This is a genomic window from Candidatus Accumulibacter contiguus (assembly GCF_036625285.1).
Lineage (GTDB): Bacteria > Pseudomonadota > Gammaproteobacteria > Burkholderiales > Rhodocyclaceae > Accumulibacter > Accumulibacter contiguus.
On sequence record NZ_JAZKUC010000002.1, the window covers coordinates 765,380 to 786,932 of the forward strand.

General features: G+C 61.5%; 20 protein-coding genes. 9 read left to right on the plus strand and 11 right to left on the minus strand.

All coding sequences use genetic code 11. The features are described 5' to 3' along the window. Positions 1-20: 20 nt before the first annotated feature. From hybE to V5B59_RS22140, 10 genes are all read right to left on the minus strand, one after another. Positions 21-641 (minus strand): [NiFe]-hydrogenase assembly chaperone HybE, encoded by a 621-nt coding sequence (hybE, locus tag V5B59_RS22100; RefSeq protein WP_169071293.1) that lies wholly within the window; start codon positions 639-641, stop codon positions 21-23. Beyond that, positions 638-949, minus strand: coding sequence for a HypC/HybG/HupF family hydrogenase formation chaperone (locus tag V5B59_RS22105; protein WP_034916027.1), 312 nt, complete (start codon positions 947-949; stop codon positions 638-640). Before V5B59_RS22105 ends, hybE begins: the two co-directional genes overlap by 4 nt. Further along, entirely contained in the window at positions 949-1,440 is a 492-nt protein-coding gene (locus V5B59_RS22110; RefSeq protein ID WP_034916029.1) for a HyaD/HybD family hydrogenase maturation endopeptidase, read from the minus strand. The genes V5B59_RS22105 and V5B59_RS22110 overlap by 1 nt, the downstream gene beginning before the upstream one ends. Positions 1,441-1,519: 79 nt before the next feature. Further along, a complete protein-coding gene (locus V5B59_RS22115) occupies positions 1,520-3,223 on the minus strand; it encodes a nickel-dependent hydrogenase large subunit (protein WP_169071292.1) in 1,704 nt (567 codons plus the stop codon). Between the two features lie 165 nt (positions 3,224-3,388). After that, positions 3,389-4,558 carry a Ni/Fe-hydrogenase cytochrome b subunit gene (hybB, locus tag V5B59_RS22120; RefSeq protein WP_169071291.1) on the minus strand — a complete coding sequence of 390 codons (1,170 nt, stop codon included), beginning with the start codon at positions 4,556-4,558 and terminating at the stop codon, positions 3,389-3,391. After that, positions 4,555-5,589: a hydrogenase 2 operon protein HybA gene (hybA, locus tag V5B59_RS22125; RefSeq protein ID WP_169071290.1), complete on the minus strand. Its 1,035-nt coding sequence runs from the start codon at positions 5,587-5,589 to the stop codon at positions 4,555-4,557. The genes hybB and hybA overlap by 4 nt, the downstream gene beginning before the upstream one ends. Position 5,590: 1 nt before the next feature. Further along, the gene (locus tag V5B59_RS22130; RefSeq protein ID WP_034915901.1) at positions 5,591-6,763 is read right to left on the minus strand and encodes a hydrogenase small subunit; all 1,173 of its coding nucleotides are present in this window, start codon (positions 6,761-6,763) and stop codon (positions 5,591-5,593) included. 90 nt (positions 6,764-6,853) lie between these two features. Next, on the minus strand, positions 6,854-7,216 hold the full coding sequence (locus tag V5B59_RS26405) for a putative transposase (RefSeq protein WP_353739865.1): 363 nt from the start codon (positions 7,214-7,216) through the stop codon (positions 6,854-6,856). A 198-nt stretch (positions 7,217-7,414) separates the two neighbouring features. Further along, positions 7,415-8,551 carry a PilT/PilU family type 4a pilus ATPase gene (locus tag V5B59_RS22135; RefSeq protein WP_169071289.1) on the minus strand — a complete coding sequence of 379 codons (1,137 nt, stop codon included), beginning with the start codon at positions 8,549-8,551 and terminating at the stop codon, positions 7,415-7,417. Between the two features lie 35 nt (positions 8,552-8,586). Beyond that, positions 8,587-9,633, minus strand: a complete 1,047-nt coding sequence (locus V5B59_RS22140; RefSeq protein WP_169071288.1) for a type IV pilus twitching motility protein PilT — start codon at positions 9,631-9,633, stop codon at positions 8,587-8,589. A 69-nt stretch (positions 9,634-9,702) separates the two neighbouring features. Between V5B59_RS22140 and V5B59_RS22145 the strand changes: the two genes are divergently transcribed. From V5B59_RS22145 to V5B59_RS22160, 4 genes are read left to right on the plus strand one after another with little or no spacing between them, the layout of a single operon-like run. Further along, a complete protein-coding gene (locus V5B59_RS22145) occupies positions 9,703-10,392 on the plus strand; it encodes a YggS family pyridoxal phosphate-dependent enzyme (RefSeq protein ID WP_169071287.1) in 690 nt (229 codons plus the stop codon). Then, a complete protein-coding gene (proC, locus tag V5B59_RS22150; RefSeq protein WP_034920419.1) occupies positions 10,389-11,204 on the plus strand; it encodes a pyrroline-5-carboxylate reductase in 816 nt (271 codons plus the stop codon). The genes V5B59_RS22145 and proC overlap by 4 nt, the downstream gene beginning before the upstream one ends. After that, positions 11,204-11,743, plus strand: coding sequence for a YggT family protein (locus V5B59_RS22155; RefSeq protein ID WP_034920418.1), 540 nt, complete (start codon positions 11,204-11,206; stop codon positions 11,741-11,743). Before proC ends, V5B59_RS22155 begins: the two co-directional genes overlap by 1 nt. Before the next feature lie 3 nt (positions 11,744-11,746). After that, positions 11,747-12,037 (plus strand): DUF167 domain-containing protein, encoded by a 291-nt coding sequence (locus tag V5B59_RS22160; protein ID WP_034920415.1) that lies wholly within the window; start codon positions 11,747-11,749, stop codon positions 12,035-12,037. 138 nt (positions 12,038-12,175) lie between these two features. On the opposite strand, the gene V5B59_RS22165 is transcribed toward V5B59_RS22160, so the two are convergent. Continuing rightward, positions 12,176-14,284 carry an ATP-dependent helicase gene (locus V5B59_RS22165; protein ID WP_169071297.1) on the minus strand — a complete coding sequence of 703 codons (2,109 nt, stop codon included), beginning with the start codon at positions 14,282-14,284 and terminating at the stop codon, positions 12,176-12,178. 236 nt (positions 14,285-14,520) lie between these two features. On the opposite strand from V5B59_RS22165, the gene V5B59_RS22170 reads away from it, so the two are divergent. The 5 genes from V5B59_RS22170 to V5B59_RS22190 are packed head-to-tail and all read left to right on the plus strand — an operon-like array spanning position 14,521 to position 21,551. After that, entirely contained in the window at positions 14,521-14,721 is a 201-nt protein-coding gene (locus tag V5B59_RS22170; protein ID WP_034920411.1) for a hypothetical protein, read from the plus strand. Between the two features lie 9 nt (positions 14,722-14,730). Then, positions 14,731-17,496: a sensor histidine kinase gene (locus tag V5B59_RS22175; protein WP_288129529.1), complete on the plus strand. Its 2,766-nt coding sequence runs from the start codon at positions 14,731-14,733 to the stop codon at positions 17,494-17,496. Positions 17,497-17,527: 31 nt separating this feature from the next. Next, positions 17,528-17,896: a response regulator transcription factor gene (locus tag V5B59_RS22180; protein WP_169071286.1), complete on the plus strand. Its 369-nt coding sequence runs from the start codon at positions 17,528-17,530 to the stop codon at positions 17,894-17,896. 12 nt (positions 17,897-17,908) lie between these two features. Continuing rightward, positions 17,909-20,095 (plus strand): 3'-5' exonuclease, encoded by a 2,187-nt coding sequence (locus V5B59_RS22185; protein ID WP_211203473.1) that lies wholly within the window; start codon positions 17,909-17,911, stop codon positions 20,093-20,095. Continuing rightward, positions 20,076-21,551, plus strand: a complete 1,476-nt coding sequence (locus V5B59_RS22190) for a DUF294 nucleotidyltransferase-like domain-containing protein (protein ID WP_169071284.1) — start codon at positions 20,076-20,078, stop codon at positions 21,549-21,551. Before V5B59_RS22185 ends, V5B59_RS22190 begins: the two co-directional genes overlap by 20 nt. Positions 21,552-21,553 lie beyond the last annotated feature (2 nt).

Here is a 21,553-nt window from a genome sequence, read left to right on the forward strand (position 1 = left end):
AGGCACTGCGAGGTCTGCATTCAGCGTCGGGCGATGCGCCGAAAAAATGCGCGTCGAAGGGGATCCGGTGCGGCTGTAGTGTTGCCAGGCTTGGAACCAGGATCCTCTTCGCAGATCCTGCTGAACATCGCATCGAGTGCAGCGGTGGCGGCAGCGCGTGCAGCGGTCTGCGAGGCGATCTGGCTGGGAGGCGCGAACAAGGGGCAATACTGGTACGAGGGGATCACTGCGGATGGGTTGTAATCGGCAATGAACTCTAACGGGCCAATCGGAAAAGTGATCTGGCAGCGCTCGCCGGAACGTCGGTCAGACCACAGGTTTCCGCCACCGGGCAGGATAAAGAGATTGATGAACCAGGGCGTGATGACTGCTCCCACCCAGTCACCCGACTCGTGCTCTGCATCGCCGGCTCCCGGTGCAGGCAGCGACGGGCCGACGGCAGACCAGTGGGTGGAATTCCAGCGGCGGAAGCCAACCGCTTCAACCGACAAGGCGGCATTGACGAAAGGCAGATTGTGCATACTGGTCGTCCAGATGTGCAGATACATCGCCTCCAGTCGCGCTGCCGGGTTCTCGATGATGGGTTCAGCCGGGGGAGGTTGCGGTGCCTGAAAGGCCGCATTGCGAGAACGCGGGCTCATTGCCGGTCGTTCAGGTCGTTGAGCGTATCGCGCAGGTCGGTAAAATGCTGCGACGAATCATAGCGACCCGCCAGAGAGGCGGCGAGTGCGGCAAGCGCATCTTCGATCAGAGCCCGCTCCCGATCATCAAGAACTTCCCTGGCCAAGCCGAGGGAAGCCAGAATCCATGTCCCCGGCGGTTGCCGGCCGATCAGCATCAGGTTTACCCGTTCCCGCCGCAGCGACTCTCCTTCTCGCCGCTCGACGATCGCGAACTCACCGCTTTCGTTTTCCAGCGCAACGATTTGCATGGGGATCGACAGGCACATCAGGCAGGTTCGCCAGCGAGCGGCGACGCGCTGATTCCCAGCATCGCCAGTTCCTCGACCAGCATGTGCAGCAGTTTCGGCATGCCGGCTTCGACTGCACTGCTCAGCTCCATGCCCAGCGCCAGAGACTGCGGCTGCAGGCCAAGGATAGTGGTGTGTCGCGGAGCCCTGCCCAGCATCGCGAGGGTGGCCAGAACGTCGCATAGACCGATCTGGTGCGGCGACAGCTTGGTCTTGAAGAATACCGGTACGGCTGTATCCGCCAGCCGGATCGGCGTACCCGGGGGCTTGCCGGCGCGTATCGCGTCAATCATGATCAGCGCGTCGAGGCCCTCGAGATTCTCGAGCATTTCCATGCCGCAGGTGCCACCGTCGATCAGCTCGACTTCCGGTGGCAAGGAATAACTCAGCGGCAGGCGCTCGACGATACGCACGCCAAGCCCTTCATCGCTTAGCAGGATGTTGCCAACACCCAGGACGACAATGCGCATCGCTAGTGCGGGTGCAGGGCGAGTTGCGAGGGATCGGGATGGCATCCCGGTGCCTCTGTGAATGCAGCCGCGTGCCCGATCATGCTGCCTTGACCTTGACCACCGGTTGCTTTTCCTGATCGACGACATGCACCGCACAGGCCAGGCAAGGGTCAAAGGAGTGCACCGTGCGCAGCACTTCGAGCGGTTGATCGGGAATCGCGACTGGCGTTCCCGCCAGGCAGGCCTCGTAGGCGCCAGGTTCGTCCTTCTCGTTGCGCGGCGCTGCATTCCATGTGGTGGGAACGACGCACTGGTAGTTCCTGATCTTCCCATCGTTGATCACGATCCAGTGCGAAAGAACACCGCGCGGTGCTTCATGGATGCCGACGCCGGAGATCTCGCCTTTCGGAAATGCCGGCTTGTTGAAGGTCTTCAGGTCTCCCTTGGCCATGCTGGCCAGCAGCAGATCCCATTGGCGAGCCAGTTCATCAACCTGTACCGCACAGCCTACGGCGCGCGCCGCGTGACGGCCGATTGTCGAGTGCAGCGCATCGATGCCGACCTTGGTCTTGGCCACGCTGGACACCAGTTCAAGCGTGTGCGTGGCATAGCCAATGGTCGGCTGATGCCCGGCTGCGACCATACCCAGAACGCGCGGCAGCGGACCGACCTGCATCGGCTTCTCATAAAACGTCGGTGATTTCAGCCACGAGTACTTGCCATTATCCTGGAAATCGGTGTATTGCGGTCGCGTTTCTCCCTGGTAGGGGTGCAATGGACCCTTGCCGCCCTCGTACCAGGAATGTTTGACCGATTCGCTGACGCCATCCTTGAAGTAGGGGTCGTTATGCGTCTTGATTTCCTTGAAGCTGGCCAGGTCGCCTCCGGCGATGTGACCGCCAGGGAGGGCAAACTGGGTGTTCTTGCCATCGAGAGGAATGTCCGGCATCGAGATGTAGTCGACGATGCCACGCCCGATGGTCGTCCACTCGGGATAGAAGCCACCTACCACAGCGACATCGATCAGGTAGACGTTTTTCACGAAGTCGCTGAGTTGATCGATCCATTCCTTCACCGCCAGTAGGCGTTCGACGGTCAGTACCGATTGCGAGTCGATGGCCAAAGCGTTGGCGACGCCACCGACTGCGACGTTCTGGATATGTGGTGTCTTGCCGCCGAGAATGCTGACCACCTTGTTGGCATGCCGCTGCACTTCCAGCGCTTGCAGATAGTGCGCCACTGCGATCAGATTCACCTCCGGCGGCAGTTTCATCGCCGGGTGACCCCAATAGCCGTTGGTGAAGATGCCGAGTTGTCCAGTGCCGACAAATCCGCCCAGGCGTTCCTTGACCTTGGTGTATTCGGCCTTGCTGTTGCCGGACCAGTTCGACAGGCTTTCGGCGAGGCTGGCTGCCTTGCCCGGGTCGGCCTTGAGGGCGCTGGTCACATCGACCCAGTCGAGCGCCGAAAGGTGGTAGAAGTGCACAATATGGTCGTGTACAGCATGCGCCAGAATGATCATGTTCCTTATGTACTGGGCGTTGACCGGCAGTTCCAGTTGCAAGGCATTCTCGACCGCGCGCACCGAGGCAATCGCATGCACTGTTGTGCATACGCCACAGATGCGCTGTGTGATCGCCCAGGCATCGCGCGGATCGCGACCAATCAGAATATTCTCGACACCGCGCCACATCTGGCCCGAGGCCCACGCTTTCTTGACCTTGCCGCCGTCGACCTCGACATCAACACGCAAGTGACCTTCGATTCGCGTGACCGGATCAATCGTGACTCTTTGCGACATTTTCGTGTCTCCTGAAGCGTTAATGTGAACGTCGCGTCAGCGACTCATGAATCCTGCCCTGAGCCTTGCCGAAAGGCTCCCCTCCCCCCTCGCGGGGGAGGGGTCGGGGGAGAGGGAAACGGTCATGGCTTTCATGATCGAGGGTGCCTGCAACAGCCATGACCGTTAGCTGCGCGCAGGCAGAGCATACGTTTCTTCACGAGGTAAAACCGGGAAGCGACGGGTAATGATGATGTAGCCGAGAATTTCGGCGGCGAAGATGCCGATGGTCACCAGTAGTTCCGGCACCGACGGGAAGTAGCTCCAGCCCGGACCGGTGTCGAAAGCGATCAGGAAACCGTTCAGACGCAACAGGATGCCACCGAGCATCACCGCGATGCCCGCCAGGAACAGCCTGGCCGGATTGCGGCGCGCTGCGACCGTGCCGATCAGAAGTAACGGTGCAATCAAACAGGCGTTTTCAATCCAGAAAGTCAGTGCGATGTAGGTGGGCTGGAATGCCTCGCCAAGGACGCCACGCACGGCGATATCGGTGAACCGTACCAACAGAAAGACTGCGATGATGCCGAGCATCACTCTGGCCATCGGATTGAGCATCGACACCTCGATTTGCCGCCGGTAAGCAGACGCGGCAACGCAGGACTCGAAGAGGATCACCCCGTAGCCCAGCGTGATTGCCGAAAGCAGATAAATCAGGGGCTGCATCGGGGTTTGCCAGAGTGGATGGACCTGGCCACCCATCACCACCAGCATCGTTCCCAGTGAAGCCTGGTGCATCATCGGCAGGACGACGCCGAGCGCGATGAACAGGAACAACACCTTTTCAAGTTTTCTGCGGGCGTCACGCAGGCCCATTTTCTCGAGGAAAACCGGCGAGAACTCGATCCACATGACAATGATGTAAAGGGTGATGCAGGCTGCGACTTCGAACATCACCGAATTGACGTTGAAGTAGCCCGGCCAGAAAATATGCCAGAAATTCCACCAGCGACCCAGATCGAAGGTGATGGCAGCACCGGCCAGGGTGTAACCGAAGAGGCTGCCAAGCAGAGCCGGCCGCACCAGCGGGTGGTACTTGCCCTTGTTGAAGATGTAGACCAGCAGCGCCATGCAGAAGCCTCCGCAGGCGAGGGCCGAACCAATGAAGACGTCGACCACCACCCAGATACCCCAGGAGTAGCCATCGTTGACGTTGGTGGTCGAAGCGAGCCCGAAAAAAAGACGCACCAGGATAATCGTCACCATCACGGCAATCAGCACGCCACAGACCAGTGTCGTGGCATTGAACAGGCTGCCGCCAACCGGCGCCGGTGCAGCATGTGGCTGAGCGTTCATGATGACTCCTTACCTGCTTCCTGCGCCGACGCATCGTCCTCATGATGAACATTGCGCCTGGCGACGTAGGTCATTGCCCCGAGGACGGCGAAGGGCATCAGCAGTCCGCCGTAGAGCGTGTGCTGAATCGTTTCGGAAGTGGATGCCGACGATTTGGGTGCCAGGTAGGGCATCCCGACCTTCTCGAAGTCGACCGCCGAGAGCTTGAGCACCTGTGTGCCACCGTACTCGGTCTCGCCGTAGATATGCTGCTGGTACTTGCCGACGTAGCCTTCGTAGCTCTGATCCTGACCGCCGCTCAGATTGCCGCGCGGATAGATGGTCGTGCTGCCCGGTTTGAGCGCCAGGCGTCGCCTGGCTTCGATCAGCAGGTCACTGGTACGACCGTAGAGCGTCGCGCCGGTTGGGCAGACCTCGGCGCAAGCCGAGTAGTGACCCTCCTGGTAGCGATGCCGGCAGAGCTCGCACTTGCCGATCTTGCCGGTCGGCGAGTCATACTGGTACTTGGGAATCCCGAATGGACAGGCAACGACGCAGTAGCGGCAGCCAACACAGGCCTCGGGATCGTAGGCGACGATGCCGGTTCTGGGATCCTTGGTCATCGCCGTCACCGGGCAGGCCGAGACACACGACGGGTCGGCGCAGTGCATACACGAGGTCTTCATGAATGCGTAGCCGTTGCTTTCATCGTCTTTGGTGCTCATCGTCCCGCTACGGTACATCTTGATGATGTTGAAGGTGTAGCCGCTGGTGTCGAGCGGGGTATCCCACAGCTTGTCGGCCGTCGAAAACTCAGCCGGATTGTCGTTGGCCCGCTTGCAGGCAGCGACGCAGGCCTTGCAACCGATGCACAGGGTCGCGTCGTACAGCAGACCGAGCGCCTCGGGTGGACGCTGGTAGGTGTCACGCGCCTCGACGGTGGAGCTGACGGTACCGGCAGTGACCGCTGCGCCGGCGGCGTTGACGCAGCCTTTCAGGAACTTGCGACGGGAGTTCTCGTCTGCTGGAGTGGTCGTGACCTCTGTATGCATCTCACACCTCCGTTTTTTCTGCTGCGGCCCTGGCTTTCTTGGTTTCCTCGGCCTGGTGTGACAGGCCCAGATTACGTGCGACCATCGCCGCGCCACCGGCTGCTGCACCGGCTACGGCAGCGAGTACGGCTGCCGAGCCAAGTGTCGCACCGATCCCTTTTTCCTCTACGATACGCGGGTATTGCTGCGGTGGCTCGACGTTTTTGACCTTCGCCAGCATATGCAGCGGTTTCGTGAAACCGACACCCTGCTCGGTGCAGCCAATGCACGGACAACCGCAGCCAACTGGCCAGGTGCCGGCGCCAGCGTCTCCGAACAGGATGCTCGGGCAGTTTGCGTAGGTCTCCGGGCCCTTGCAGCCGACCTTGTACAGGCAGTAACCCTTGCGATGGCCTTCATCGCCGAATTCGATGACAAAGCGCCCGGCGTCGAAGTGGGCGCGGCGCTCGCAGTTTTCATGGATCAGGCGTGAGTAGGCAAACCTTGGTCGACCGAGTTCATCGACCGGCGGTAGGCTGCCAAAAGTCAGAAAGTGCACTACTGCGGACAGGAAGTTGTAGGGATTGGGTGGGCAACCGGGAATCGTCACCACCGGTTTGCCGAGTACTGCCGCGACCCCTGAAGAACCGGTTGGGTTGGGGTCGGTTGATGGCATGCCACCCCAGCTCGCGCAAGAGCCAATGGCGATCACCGCTGCCGCGTCGGCGGCACATTCCCTGGTCAGCTCGATCGCCGTCTGGCCGCCGACCTTGCAGTAGATGCCTCCGTCGCGCGTCGGGATGGCGCCTTCAATGACCAGCAGGTAGCTTCCCTTGTTCTCGGCCATGGCCGTCTTGCGCGCCTGCTCCGCCTGGTGGCCGGCAGCGGCGAACAGCGTTTCGTGGTAGTCGAGCGAGATCACATCGAGAATCAGCTTTTCCAGTGTCGGATGCTCGGCGCGCAGCATGGACTCGGTGCAGCCGGTGCATTCCTGGAAGTGCAGCCAGATCACTGAAGGCCGCTTCCGGGTGGCCAGCGCTTCGGCAACGGCCGCGTCAGCACCTTGCGGCAAGCCCAGGCTGGCGGCGACGGTGGCGCAGAACTGCAGAAACTCCCGCCGCGGCAGGTTGAGTCGTTGGCTCACCGCGGCGATACGCGAATCCCCTTCCAGCTTCAGCAGACTGGTATTTGCCATCTTACTGCCCCCTATCTCGTCGTCCGACCGCTGGTCGGGAGGTTGATATCGACACACCTAACACCTGTGCGCTCACAGCAGAGAATGCAATCAAGAAACGTGCCAGGGAAGAATAATGATAAAGAACATCGATGTACGGTTTTCAAAGGGTACCGAAATCGATTTCTTCTTTGCGCTTGCTGTGCGAAGTGGAAACTTTCTTACCAGCACCATCGACGGTGGCCGACGCACCTCGGTACCCACAGATCTTGAGCGTGTCGAGCAATGGTAACCCGGTGGCAGGGGAAGCCCCTCGGACCCTTCAAGCAGTCCGACCGCCAACAAGGCAGGCAGCGCGAACAGCACTCCGCCACGCGGTACGGCAACGGCCGCCTGGAACTGGGGGAGCACCGCATTCAGCCCACCCACGCTTGCTGCCACCCGGGCGTCCACGTTGCTCGCCCCGACCCCCATTGGGGCAGCGCTGTCGAGCGCGCTCCGCTCGCTCTTCTTGACCGTCCTGCTTCCCGACAGACAGCAGGTCCTTGATCGGCGTCACGGCATCAGGAAAGATCGGCAACAGCAGTTGGGGCATCGGATTCTCCCGCAAGATCGGCGGGTCGCCGGCCAAAAAAGCCCTACCTATCCGCCTCTATCGGTATCTTCGCAATCCTAGACGATATCGAGGTGCCCGATGCCTGCCGTCAGATCCCGGTCTTTCGACTCCTTGCCATGCAGCTTGATCTGCAGGCGCAGGTCGTTGAGTGAGTCGGCGTTGCGCAAAGCGTCGGCGTAGCTGATCTGTCCTGCTTCGTAGAGGTCGAACAGGGCCTGGTCGAAGGTCTGCATGCCGAGTTCGCGCGATCGCTTCATCGCCTCCTTGATTTCGTGTACCTGGCCCTTGAAGATGAGGTCGGAAATCAGTGGCGAGTTGAGCATGATCTCGATCGCCGGGGCGCGTCCCTTGCCGTCCTTCTTGGCCAGCAGACGCTGCGAGATGAGGCCGCGCAGGTTGAGCGAAAGATCCATCAGCAGTTGGTGGCGGCGTTCCTCGGGGAAGAAATTGATGATCCGGTCGATGGCCTGGTTGGTACTGTTGGCATGCAGTGTGGCGAGGCAAAGATGTCCGGTTTCGGCAAAGGCGATGGCATAGTCCATGGTCGCGCGATCGCGGATTTCTCCCATCATGATCACATTGGGCGCCTGCCGCAGGGTGTTCTTGAGCGCTACTTCCCAACTATCCGTATCGACGCCGATCTCGCGTTGAGTGACGATGCACTTCTTGTGCTCGTGGACGAATTCGATCGGGTCTTCGATGGTGATGATGTGACCCTGGCTATTGCGGTTGCGGTGATCGACGAGCGCTGCCAGTGAGGTGGTCTTGCCGGTGCCGGTGCCACCGACGAAAATGACCAGGCCGCGCAAGGTCATCGCGATATCCTTCAGTACCGGCGGCAGGCCGAGTTCGTCGAGGGTCGGCACCAACAGGTTGATGGTGCGGCAGACCACCGCGACACGCCCCTGTTGTACCAGGGCATTGACGCGAAAGCGGCCGATTCCGGCAGGCGAGATGGCGAAGTTGCATTCCTTGGTCGCCTCGAATTCAGAAGCCTGCCGGTCGTTCATGATCGAGCGCGCGAGTTCTGCAGAGTGCTGGGGCAGCAGCGGCTGGTTGGACACCGGCACCACCTTGCCGTCGATCTTGATCGCCGGCGGAAAATTGGCAGTGATGAAGAGGTCGGAGCCATTCTTCTGGGCCATCAGGCGCAACAGCTCGTGCATGAATCTTAATGCCTGGTCGTTTTCCATACTTTCTCTCTTCTTATTCCGCTTGCAAGGCCAGCCTACATGCCCATGAAGTTGTCTTTGTTGGCAGCCTTGTTGCGCGCCTCGATGGACGAAACGATATTCCGTTTGACGAGTTCGGTCAGACATTGGTCAAGCGTCTGCATGCCATACTGCTGTCCGGTCTGCAGGGCGGAATACATCTGCGCGACCTTGTTTTCGCGGATCAGGTTGCGAATCGCCGGCGTACCGATCAGGATCTCGTGTGCCGCGACCCGCCCCTGGCCATCCTTGGTCTTGAGCAGGGATTGTGAAATCACCGCGCGCAGCGATTCGGATAGCATCGATCGGACCATTTCCTTTTCGGCAGCCGGGAAGACGTCGATGATCCGGTCGATGGTCTTGGCGGCGCTCGAGGTATGCAGGGTGGCAAATACCAGGTGGCCGGTTTCCGCGCCGGTGAGCGCCAGGCGGATGGTTTCGAGGTCGCGCATCTCACCTACCAGAATCACGTCCGGGTCTTCCCGCAGAGCAGAGCGCAGGGCATTCTGGAAGGAGAGGGTGTGCGGACCGATTTCGCGCTGGTTGATCAGGCATTTTTTCGGCTGGTGAACAAACTCGATCGGATCTTCGACGGTGAGAATGTGGCTATACGCTGTTTCATTGATGTGATTGATCATCGCCGCCAGGGTGGTCGACTTGCCTGAACCGGTCGGTCCGGTGACCAGGACGATGCCGCGGGGATAATCCGAGATGTCCTTGAAGATCTTCGGACAGTTGAGGTCTTCCAGCGTCAGCACCTTCGACGGAATGGTCCGGAAGACCGCGCCGGCACCGCGATTCTGGATGAAGGCGTTGACGCGAAAACGCGCCAGATTGGGGATCTCGAACGAGAAGTCGCATTCCCTTGTGTCTTCGTACTGCTTGCGCTGGAGGTCGCTCATGATGTCATACACCATGGCATGCACGTCCTTGTGCTCCATGGCGGGCAGGTTGATTCGCCGCACATCGCCGTTCACCCGGATGATCGGCGGCAGGCCGGCCGACAGGTGGAGATCGGAAGCCTTGTTCTTGACACTGAAGGCCAGCAGTTCGGTGATGTCCATGAGCTTCGGTCCTGGGGCGGTGGGCGGAGCGCAGTGTTATAATTCCAACAATCTGCGTAACGCCTGATTATGACCATACTTTCCGCCAAGCTGCAAGCCGTTCGCGCGCGAATCGCCCGCGCCGCGGGGCAGTGCGGTCGTGCTGTCGATACGATCCAGCTGCTCGCAGTCAGCAAGACCTGGCCCGCCATGCAGGTACGCGAGCTGGCAGCCGCCGGCCAGCGGGCTTTTGGCGAAAGCTATGTGCGAGAAGGCATCGAGAAGATCACCGAACTGCGCGCGCTGCAACTTGAATGGCATTTCATTGGCGTGCTGCAGACCAACAAGACGCGTGCGGTTGCCGAGGCCTTTGACTGGGTACATTCGGTGGACCGTCTGGAGATTGCGCAACGCCTCTCCGAGCAGCGTCCGGCGTCGCTGCCACCCCTGTCGGTGTGTCTGCAGGTCAATGTCAGTGGCGAGGCATCGAAGGGCGGGGTCTCGCTTGCCGCAGCGCCGGCACTGGCGCAGGCGCTGACGGCGCTGCCGAAGCTGCGGCTGCGTGGTCTAATGGCCATCCCGGCACCGAGTGATGACTTCGTCGAGCAGTGCCGTCCATTCCGTCTTCTGCGGGAACTTTCTGAACGACTGCAGGCCAATGGCCTGTTGCTTGACACCCTTTCGATGGGCATGTCGCATGACCTGGAAGCAGCCATTGCCGAAGGGTCGACGCTGGTGCGTATTGGCACCGCAATTTTTGGTGAGAGAAACAGAGCATGAGAATCACTTTCCTGGGCGGTGGCAATATGGCCAACGCGATGATCGGTGGGCTGGTGAAGACCGGCTTTTCGGCAAGCGACATCGCCGTCATCGAACTGGGTGCGCAGGGGCGCGCCAAACTGCGGCTGGCCTACGGGGTGCGTTGTTATGAAGCGGTGAGCGCCATTGCTCTGGATTGCGACGCCGTGCTGTTGTCGGTGAAACCGCAGCAGATGCGCGAAGCCTGTATGCCGCTACTGAAACACCTCAAGCAGCAACTGGTGATCAGTATTGCCGCCGGTCTGCGCCTGGCCGATGTTTCGCGCTGGCTGGGTGGCTACGGCAAGATCGTGCGCGCGATGCCCAACACTCCGGCGCTGGTTGGCGCCGGCATTACCGGATTATGTGCGATGCAGGCGGTGTCGATGGCCGAGCGACTCGGAGCCGAGCGCATCCTGCAGGCGGTCGGCAGCACCTTGTGGATCGCCGACGAAAACCACATGGACGCGGTCACCGCCATTTCCGGCAGTGGTCCGGCTTATGTCTTCCTGTTCATCGAAGCCCTGCAGCAAGCGGCAAGCGAGCTGGGTCTGACGCCGGCACAGGCACGCCAGCTCTCGATCGATACCGTGCTCGGCGCCGCCAAGCTTGCCGCACAATCCGATGAAACGGCCTGTGTGCTGCGCGAGCGCGTGACTTCGAAAGGTGGGACCACCGAGGCGGCATTGCGTACCATGGCAGAACGTGGTGTCAAGGAAGGCTTTGTCGCCGGGGTGCTGGCCGCCAACCTCCGCGGTCGTGAGTTGGGCGAACTGCTGGGCAAGGATAATTGATGATCGCACAGGCCGGCTTGTTCCTGCTCGAAACGCTGACCGGTTTCCTGACCTTCGCGCTGCTGCTGCGTTTCTACATGCAGGCTTGCCGCGTTTCCTTCAGCAATCAGATCGGCACTTTCGTCGTCGAGTTGACCAACTGGCTGGTCAGGCCCTTGCGCAAGCTTCTGCCGGGCTGGTACGGCCTGGATCTGGCGAGTCTCCTGCCGGCCTATCTGTTGCAGGTGATTTTTGCCGGCGCGGTGATTCTGCTGCATGTCGGCAGCGATCTCTGGGCACCGGAAACCTTGCTGCCGCTGCTGCTCTGGCGAGGTCTGCTGGCCACCTTGCGTTTCAGTATCTACCTGCTGATTGGCGCGCTGCTGGTGCAGGCCGTCCTGTCATGGGTTAGCCCGTACTCGCCCCTGAGCCAGCCGGTATCGCAACTGACGCGGCCCATCCTGCGTCCGATCCAGCGTTTCGTGCCGCCCATCGGCGCCATCGACCTGTCGCCGCTGGTGGCCATCGTCCTCGCGCAGTTGCTGCTGATTTTTCTGTAAACCGTGCTCGACTGGCTGCGCGAAGCCGACGGCGTGCTCACTCTGACCGTCCATGTCCAGCCCGGCGCGAAACGCAGCGAAGTGGCCGGCCTGCACGGCGACGCGCTGAAGATTCGCCTTGCCGCGCCACCGATCGATGGCCGGGCAAACGCCGCGCTGCTGGCGTTTGTCGCGCAACGGCTGGGCCTGGCAAAGTCGGCGGTCGAACTGAAAAGTGGCCAGACCTCGCGGCACAAGGTACTGTTGCTGCCTGGTACGCATGCCGACGCGGTACGGCGCCTGCTTGGGCAGTGAGCAGGCGTCTGCCTGACGGATCAACATTTGTGCATCCTCAACCAGGAAATTCCATCTACTTACGCACCAATCATTCGGCATGAATTGATCGCATCAACTCGACTCCGAGCAATTGTCCGGGCAGCGGGAAGTCCCGCCTCACTTCCACATCGCCCGCATGCGCGTCGCGAGGTCGAGCGTCTGCTGCCTGGCGTTCGCATTGGCGGGCGGCGCTTCGGGCGGCGGCGGCCAGGAGATCTGTTCGAAGTGCGGCAGCAGGGCATTGGCGATGAAACGCGTACGATTGGCGTAGACGTGGCGGTCGCCGAATCCCGGCTGATGGGAAACGTAGAAGCGCTGCGGCAGCAGGAGGTCGAGGTGCTCTTTGGCACGCGTCATGGCGACATACAGCAGGCGCCGTTCCTCCTCGATTTCGCCCGTGGAACCGCTGGCCAGGTCGGAGGGGATGCAGCCGTCGACGGCATTGAGAATGGTAACGGCGGTCCATTCCTGTCCCTTGGCCGAGTGGATCGTCGACAGGATCAGGTAGTCCTCGTCGAGTAGCGGTGTTCCCGCCTGGTCGCTGCTGGCATCGGGCGGGTCGAGCGTGAGTTCGGTGAGGAAGCGTTCGGCATTGGCGTAGGTGACGGCGATGCGCGCGAGCTGTTCGATGTCGGCTTGCCGGATCGGCGCGTCTGCATGCAGGCGGTCGATTTGCGCCTGGTACCAGCCGCAGATGCGGTCGAAAGCGGCTGGCCAGGGGGTGCTTGCGCTGGCTTCGATCAGCCTGGCAAACTCGATCCAGGCGACTCTTGCCGCTTCCGGCACCGCTGCCTCCCCGAGCAGCGCGCCCGTCGAGTGGGCCGTGCCGACCCGGGTCAGTACCCTGCCGGCGGTTTTCGGGCCAATGCCTGCGACCAGTTGCATGGCCCGAAAACCGGCCATGCGGTCGCGCGGATTCTGCACCCAGCGCAGGATCGCCAGCAGATCCTTGACATGCGCCGCTTCGAGAAACTTGAGGCCACCGTATTTGACGAAAGGGATATTGCGCCGCGTCAGTTCCAGTTCCAGCCGCATGCTGTGCTGTGCGGTCCGGAACAGCACCGCCTGCGCCTTCAGCGGGATACCGGCCTCACGGCGAGCGAGCGTCTGTTCGACGACGTAGATCGCCTGCCCGGTGTCGTCGCGCACCGTCACCAGCCTCGGTTTCTCGGAGGAAGCGCGGTCGCTCCACAGATCCTTGGTGAAGCGCTCGGCGGCAGCAGCGATCACCTGGTTCGCTGCGGTCAGGATCGGCTGCGTCGAGCGGTAGTTGCGCTGCAGCGTCACCAGCTCTGCCGGGGGATCGAAATGGCCGGGGAAATCGAGGATGTTGCGCACGCTTGCGCCGCGGAAGGCGTAGATCGACTGCGCGTCGTCACCGACCACGGTGAGGCCGCGGCCATCGGGTTTCATCGCCAGCAGGATCGCCGCCTGCAGACGGTTGGTATCCTGGTACTCGTCGACCAGCACATGCCGGAAGCGCTCGCCGATTTCCCGGCCGAGTTCGGGTTCGCCGACCATCTGCGCCCAGTAGAGCAGCAGATCGTCGTAGTCGAGCACCTGCTGCGCTTGTTTGCTCTCGACGTATTCAAGGAACAGCCGCTGCAGGTCGGACTCCCATTCGCTGCACCAGGGAAAGGACGACTGCAGTACCTCGCCGAGCGTCGCCTGCGTGTTGATCACTGCCGAGTAGATGGCCAGGCAGCTTCCCTTGAGCGGAAAGCGTTTGCCCTTCGCCGAGAAGCCGAGGCCGTAGCGGACCAGGTTCATCAGGTCGGCCGAGTCCTGCCGGTCATGGATGGTGAACGCCGCGTCGAGACCGATGCGGCCGGCGTACTCGCGCAGCAGGCGCGCACCGATGCCATGGAAAGTGCCGGACCAGGCCAACGTGCTGATGCCGGCCATCCAGCAAGCGCCGGTGTGCCGCGTCAGAATGCGTTCGACGCGGCGGTTCATCTCGTTGGCGGCGCGTCGTGAGAAGGTCAGCAGCAGGATACGTTCGGGATCGGCGCCCTGCGCGACAAGTTGCGCGACGCGGTGCGCCAGCGTACTGGTTTTTCCCGATCCGGCACCGGCGATCACCAGCAAGGGACGATGCGTGCTGTCATCGCCGGTACTGCCCGGTGCCTGCAGGATGCCGAAAGTGGCCGCCGCGCGTTGCGCTTCGTTGAGCTGCGCGAGTGGGTCGACGGCGATGCTACGGCTGCTGTCCTCGAGGATTTTCATGGTCTTGTCTGATTCATTCACGGTAAGGGTTCTCTTGTCACGGTGATTATCAACGGTTTCCGCTCGAAAGGCATTGCGTCACTCGTGCCGATTGATGACAATGCCGGCGATGCCTGCGGCAAGGCGGTCGCCAGCCTCCCAGCGGTGCGGGGGACGACCGGCTGTCGTGCGACGACGGCAGTGACCAGAAAGCCTGATGGCGACTGGTGCTGATCACTTTGGAGCGGGAGGGTGACATGCATCGCAGGGTACTGGCGGGTGACCGACTGATCGCGGCTTTCCTGGTCGGCTGCGTGCTGTTCAATTATCCGCTGCTTTCGCTTTTCGACCGGCACACCGCGGTCTTCGGAATTCCCCTGGTGTATGCCTATGTTTTTTTCGCCTGGGCCGTCGTCATCGCCGTGATGGCCTGGGCCATCGAACGTCGCTTCAAGTAGGCAGCAGCGATGCTTGAAGCCCCGGTCGTCATCGCCGTTTCGCTGTTTTACCTCGGGCTCTTGTTTGCGGTCGCCTGGTGGGGCGACAAGCGCGCTGATCAGAAAAGATCGCTGATTGCCAACCCGACCATCTACGCCCTGTCGATGGCCGTCTACTGCACGACCTGGACCTTCTACGGCAGTGTCGGTCGCGCGGCGGTGTCGGGAATCGGTTTCCTGCCGGTCTACCTGGGGCCGACGCTGGTGATGGCGCTCGGCTGGTTCCTGCTGCTCAAGATGATCCGCGTCGTCAAGGCCAACCGTATCACTTCGATCGCCGACTTCATTTCCTCGCGCTACGGCAAGAGCCATCTCCTGGGTGGGCTGGTGACGATCATCGCCGTGCTCGGCATCATTCCGTACATCGCCCTGCAGCTCAAGGCGGTCTCCAGCTCGGTCAGTCTCTTGCTCAGCTACCCGGAAATCGTCATGCCGAGCCACAGCGCGACGATGTCGGTGGCGGCCGACATCAGTTTCTATATTGCCCTGATCCTCGCGGCTTTTACGATTGTCTTCGGGACGCGTCATCTCGATGCCACCGAACGACATGAAGGCATGGTCGCGGCGATTGCCCTGGAGTCCGGCGTCAAGCTGGTCGCTTTCCTGGCCGTCGGCGTGTACGTCACCTATGGCATGTACGACGGTTTCGGCGATATTTTCGAGCACATCGACGCCAATCCGGAACTGCAGCGCCTGGCGACGGCGATTCCCTCGGGCAAGGGCTACACCGGCTGGTTTTCGCTGATCGTGTTGTCGGCGATGGCGGTACTCTTTCTGCCGCGCCAGTTCCAGGTCACGGTCGTCGAGAATGTCAACGAGGCGCACCTGAAGCGGGCTGCGTGGCTCTTTCCGCTGTATCTGCTGCTGATCAACATTTTTGTGTTGCCGATCGCCCTCGGCGGTCTGCTGCATTTTGCCGGGCAGGGCGTCGATGCCGACACCTTCGTGCTGACCTTGCCGATGTCGCAGCGGCATGAGGGCCTGACGCTGCTGGTTTTCGTCGGAGGCCTGTCGGCCGCAACCGGCATGGTCATTGTCGAAACCATCGCCCTGTCGACGATGGTCTGCAATGACCTGGTGATGCCGCTGCTGATACGCCACAAGCGCGTTGCACTCGAAGAATCCGGGGACCTCTCGCGGCTGTTGCTGAGCATCCGGCGCGGCGCCATCGTGGTCATCCTGCTGCTCGGCTACCTGTACTTCCGGCTGGCCGGCGAAGCGTACGCGCTGGTGGCCATCGGCCTGATCAGTTTCTCTGCGGTTGCCCAGTTTGCACCGGCGATGATCGGCGGCATGTACTGGCGCGGGGGAACTCGCGGCGGCGCCCTGGCGGGCCTGTCGGCAGGTTTTCTGGTCTGGGCCTATACCTTGCTGCTGCCGTCGTTTGCCAAGTCGGGCTGGCTGCCGGATGACTTCCTGACGCAGGGCCTGCTCGGGACCGAGTTGCTGCGGCCACAGCAATTGTTCGGTCTGACCGGTTTCGACGAGATTGCTCATTGCCTGTTCTGGAGTTTTTTCGCCAATATCGGCGCTTATGTTGGCGTCTCGCTGCTGCGGCCGCCAACGGCGGCAGAGGCGACGCAGGCGACGGTGTTCGTCGACGCGCTGAAGGATGCCGGACCGGTGGGCGCAGCGCTGTGGCGGGGACGCGCGAAAGTCAGCGACCTGCAGGAACTGGTCGGCCGCTTTCTCGGCCCACAGCGGGCGCAATCGCTTTTTACAGCCTATGCGCGTCGCCGCGGCGTGGCCAGCGGGGTGATGCTAGAGGCGGACGCGCAACTCGTGCAGTTCGCCGAATCGCTGCTCGCCGGTGCGATCGGCAGCGCTTCGGCGCGCGTGATGGTCGCTTCGGTGGCCAAGGAGGAGCCGCTGAGCATCGACGAAGTGATGCATATTCTCGACGAAGCCTCGCAGTTGCGGACCTACAGCCGCGAACTCGAGCGCAAGTCGCGCGAGCTGACGGCGGCCACGCTCGATCTGCAGGAAGCCAATGAACGTCTGCAGGAGCTGGATCGTGTCAAGGATGACATCATGTCGTCGGTGACGCACGAACTGCGGACACCGCTGACCTCGATCCGTGCCTTTTCGGAGTTGCTGCGCGACGATCCGAAGATGCACCTGGCCGATCGCGAGCGTTTTCTCGGGCTGATCGTCAGCGAGGCCGAGCGCCTGACCCGGCTGATCAACCAGACCCTGGACCTGGCGAAGATCGAGTCGGGCCGGGCCGACTGGAACGGCTGCGAACTGGACCTGAAGGAGGTCATCGAACAGTCAGTGGCCGCGACCGGTCAGTTGTTCCGCGAGAAAGGGGCGCTTGTCGAACTCGATCTGCCCGATAATCTGCCACGGATTCTCGCCGACCGGGATCGCTTGATCCAGGTCATGCTGAATCTGTTGTCGAATGCGGTAAAGTTCCTGGCGCCAGGCAGCGGACGGGTTACGGTGATGTTGCGCATGCTGGCGGACGGACTGGAAGTCAGTGTCGCCGACAACGGGCCGGGAATTCGTCCGGAAGATCAACAACTGATATTCGAAAAGTTCCGTCAGGTGGGCGACACGTTGACCGCCAAGCCGTCAGGAACCGGGCTCGGGCTGCCGATCAGCAGGCGCATTGTCGAGCACTTCGGGGGGAGGCTGTGGGTGGAAAGCGTGCCGGGAGATGGGGCGACCTTCCGCTTTACCCTGCCTTTCGCTCCCGTTCAGGAGCAGGCGCTTGCGCAGGCTGCAGCAGCATAGTGGATTGTGGCTATTGATGATCGGAGAGTTGATGAGCAAAAAAATACTGATTGCCGACGACGAGCAAAACATCGTCATCTCGATCGAGTTTCTGTTACGCCGCGAGGGTTTCGAGGTGCTGATCGCTGGCGATGGTGAAGAGGCCTTGGCGAAAGTGCGTGCCGAGCGACCGGATCTTGTTCTCCTCGACGTGATGATGCCGAGGATGAATGGCTTCGACGTCTGCCAGGCCCTGCGTGCCGACCCGGACCTGAGTGCGACGCGTATCCTGATGCTGACCGCCAAGGGACGCGACACCGAAGTCAGCAAGGGTCTCGGGCTCGGTGCTGATGGCTATATGACCAAGCCTTTCTCGACCAAGGAGTTGCTCGCCGAAGTGCGGAAACTGCTCGGGATGTAGCCGGTGAAGCACATGCGCAAGCTGCTCCTCGCAGCGGCGGCCATCGCTCTGTTTCTGCTTGCCGTGGTGGTCGCGACAGCGCTTCTGATGCTGGCCAGCGAAGCTGACGCCAGCGGCAGCGGCCGGACTGCAGAGGAGAGGATCGTCGTCCTGTTGGTGCTGTTGCTCGTCGCCTGTGCCATCAGTTTCTGGGTGACCTACCGGCTGCACGAGCTCTATGTCAGCGCCCCCTTGCGAATGGCCGAAGAACTGGCTGCGGCGGTGGCGCACAGTGGTTTGCGGCTGGGTGAGTACGCTGCCGGCGAACTGCAGGTTCTCGGCAAGGTGGGCAATCAATTGCTCTCGCTGCGCGAAGCTCATGAGAAAGATGTCGCTGAACGCGTGCGCGAAGCCCGCGCTTCGCTCGAAGAGGAACGTAGCCGTCTGGCTGCACTGATGGCCGATCTGAGTCAGAGTGTCGTGGTCTGCAACCTCGACGGCCGGGTTCTGCTCTATAACCAGCGGGCCAAACAGGAACTCTCGACCGCTGCCGACGGCAGCAATGCCGAATTGCTCGGCCTTGGACGTTCGATTTATACCGTCTTTGACCGCGCGCTCATCGGGCATGCGCTGGAACGTCTGCAGCAAGCGAGTCGAGACGGGAGCGACGGGGACAGCAAGAAGCTCGTCGGTTCGGCGCAGTTCGTCACGGCGACCCGTTCCGGGCGCCTGTTGCGCGCGCATATGTCGCCGGTACTGGGGGAGGATGGCCCGCACCACGCCCGCGTCGGCGGACTTTCCATTACCGGTTTCGTGCTCGTTCTTGAAGACGTCACCAGTACCAATGAGCGGCATGCGCGACGTGATGTGCTGATCCAGTCGCTGGTCGAGGGCGGGCGCGGGCCTCTGGGCAGCATTCGTGCTGCCGGCGAAATGCTCTCCGACTTTCCCGACATGCCGAGCCAGCAGCGCGATCGCTTCCTGCGTGTCATCCGCGACGAAGCGGGGGTACTGACAGCGCAGTTCGAGAAAACGGCGAGTGCCTTCTCGAATGATTTGCGTGAGCGCTGGTTGCTCGAGGAAATTCTTGGAGCCGAACTGCTTGCCGTGGCCGCGCGCCGTATCGGTGAACGACGTTCGAGCGAACGGCGCGCGCTGGCCGTCAAGACCGAGAATGTCGATGAAGAACTGTGGCTGCGTGTCGACAGTTTCGGGTTGCTGCAAGCCCTGCACTACCTGGCCCTGCGCCTGCAGGACGAGTATGAGGTGCGCGAGGTACGGCTGTCGTTGACGCGCAGCGGACAGTTGGCGCAGTTCGATCTATCCTGGCTCGGCACATTCATGAACAATGAAACGGCGATGAGCTGGCTGCAGGATCCGATGACCACTGGCGGTGAAGCGTCGCCGCTCAGCGTTACCGATGTGATCGAACGCTGCAACGGCGACATCTGGTTTCAGCGCGAACGGGTTTCGCATCGCGCCTTTTTCCGTACCATGCTGCCGGCCGCCGAGGCGCCGAAGGATCTGCCTCGGGCGATCGTCGCTGCACCGGAGGGTGAGCGTCCGGAATTCTACGATTTCGATATCTTCCTCTGGTCGGCCGTCAGCCATGAACTCGATGATCGGCTGCTCACGGAACTGTCCTATACCATCTTCGATACCGAAACGACCGGGCTGCAGCCTTCCGAGGGCGACGAGATCATTCAGATCGGTGCGACGCGTATCGTCAATCGTCGGCTGCTGCGCCAGGAGTGTTTCGACCAACTGGTCGACCCGAGGCGTTCGCTGTCGCCACAGTCGGTCGCCATCCACGGCATCACTCCGGAACTGCTCGTCGGGCAGCCGTACATCGATGCCGTATTGCCGAAGTTTCATGCTTTCTGTGCCGACACGGTCCTGGTGGGCCACAATGCCGCTTTCGATATGCGCTTCCTGCAAATGAAGGAGAAGCAGACGGGTCTGCGTTTCGAGCAGGCGCTGCTCGACACCCTGCTGCTCTCGGCCGTACTTCACCCCAACCAGACGACGCATCGCCTGGAAGCCATCGCCGAACGCCTCGGAGTATCGGTCTTCGGACGCCATACGGCACTCGGCGACGCCATCGTGACCGGCGAAGTTTTCCTGAAAATGCTGCCCTTGCTTGCCGAGATGGGCATCAAGACGTTGCGGCAGGCACGCGAAGCCAGTCAGAGAACGTACCATGCCCGGCTCAAGTACTGAACAGACGAGGCGCGTTGCACCCTTCTCGCCGTACGTTGCGTTGCGTCATCTGGTGCGTGCGCAGCCGCTGACCATTGCGCCGGGGGCGAGCATCCGCGAGACCTTGCTGCTGCTCGACCGGATGCGCGCGGATGCGGTGGTGGTAATCGATGCGGACAGTCGCGTGCCGCTGGGAATCGTTACCCTGCCCGACGTGGTTCGCCGGATTGGAATCGAGGCTTGCGACCTGCAGGCGCCGATTGCCACGGTGATGACCAGTGGTCTGATCACCGTGCCGGCCGACGGCACGGCACACCAGGCGAGTGTGGTGATGGTGCGTCGTGGCGTGCGTCATCTGGTGCTCACCGAAGCCGATGGCAGTTACTTCAACCTCGTCTCGCAGACCGATCTGTATACATTGCCGGGTGCGCAGCACGCCGACCTGGTGCAATCGATCCTGGCGGCGCGCGATATCCGGACGCTGGCGGTTCTGGCTGGCGATGTCCGTGCCTTCGTTTCCCGCCTCGTTGCCGAGCGGGTGAGTGCCGATGCCCTCTGTCATCGCATCTCTGCGCTCAACGATCTGCTGACCCTGCAGGTGATCGAACTCGTGGCCAGCCAGTTCGATCTGCCTTACGTACCCTGGTGCTGGCTGGTATTTGGCTCAGAGGGGCGACTCGAACAGACGCTGGCCACCGATCAGGACAATGGGCTGATCTTCGCTGCCGATTCCGATGCCGAGGCGTCAGGCCTGCGCGAAGCCTTCCTACCCTTTGCACGAGCAGTCAATGAGGCACTCGATGCCTGTGGATTTCCCTTGTGCAAGGGCAACATCATGGCCGGCAACCCGCAGTGGTGTCTGTCCGTCTACGAGTGGCGAACAGCTTTCTCCGGCTGGCTGAACTCCCCACAACCCGAGGCGCTGCTCAATTCTAGCATCTTTTTCGACCTGCGCGGCCTCTATGGGCAGGAGTCGCTGGTCAATGACTTGCGGAGCTGGCTGCTGTCGAGAGCCTCTTCCTATCCCATTTTTCTGCGTGCGATGGTTGAGAACACGATGAACTGGGAGTCACCACTCAATTGGTGGAAAGGTTTTCGCTATGATCAGGACAAGGAGTTTCCGCACACCATCGATCTGAAGAAGCACGGATCGCGGCCCTTCGTTGACGCCGCCCGGATCTATGCGCTGGCCGGGCAGATACCCGATACCAATACGGTCGAGCGTCTGCGCATCAGCGGCGAACAGGGGGGCATGGCCGCCGACGAACTGGCTGCGCTGATTGACGCTTTTCATCACATTCAGCGTCTTCGACTGGAGCATCAGGTCAACAGCGGCGTCGCCATGGACTCCAACCGCGTCAATCCCGATGAACTGCACGAACTCGATCGCCTGATCCTGAAAGAATCGCTCAAGCAGGTCCAGCATCTGCAGAAGCGGCTGACTCGCCAGTATCTTTCGGCGTACGGCAGGGTGTAGGT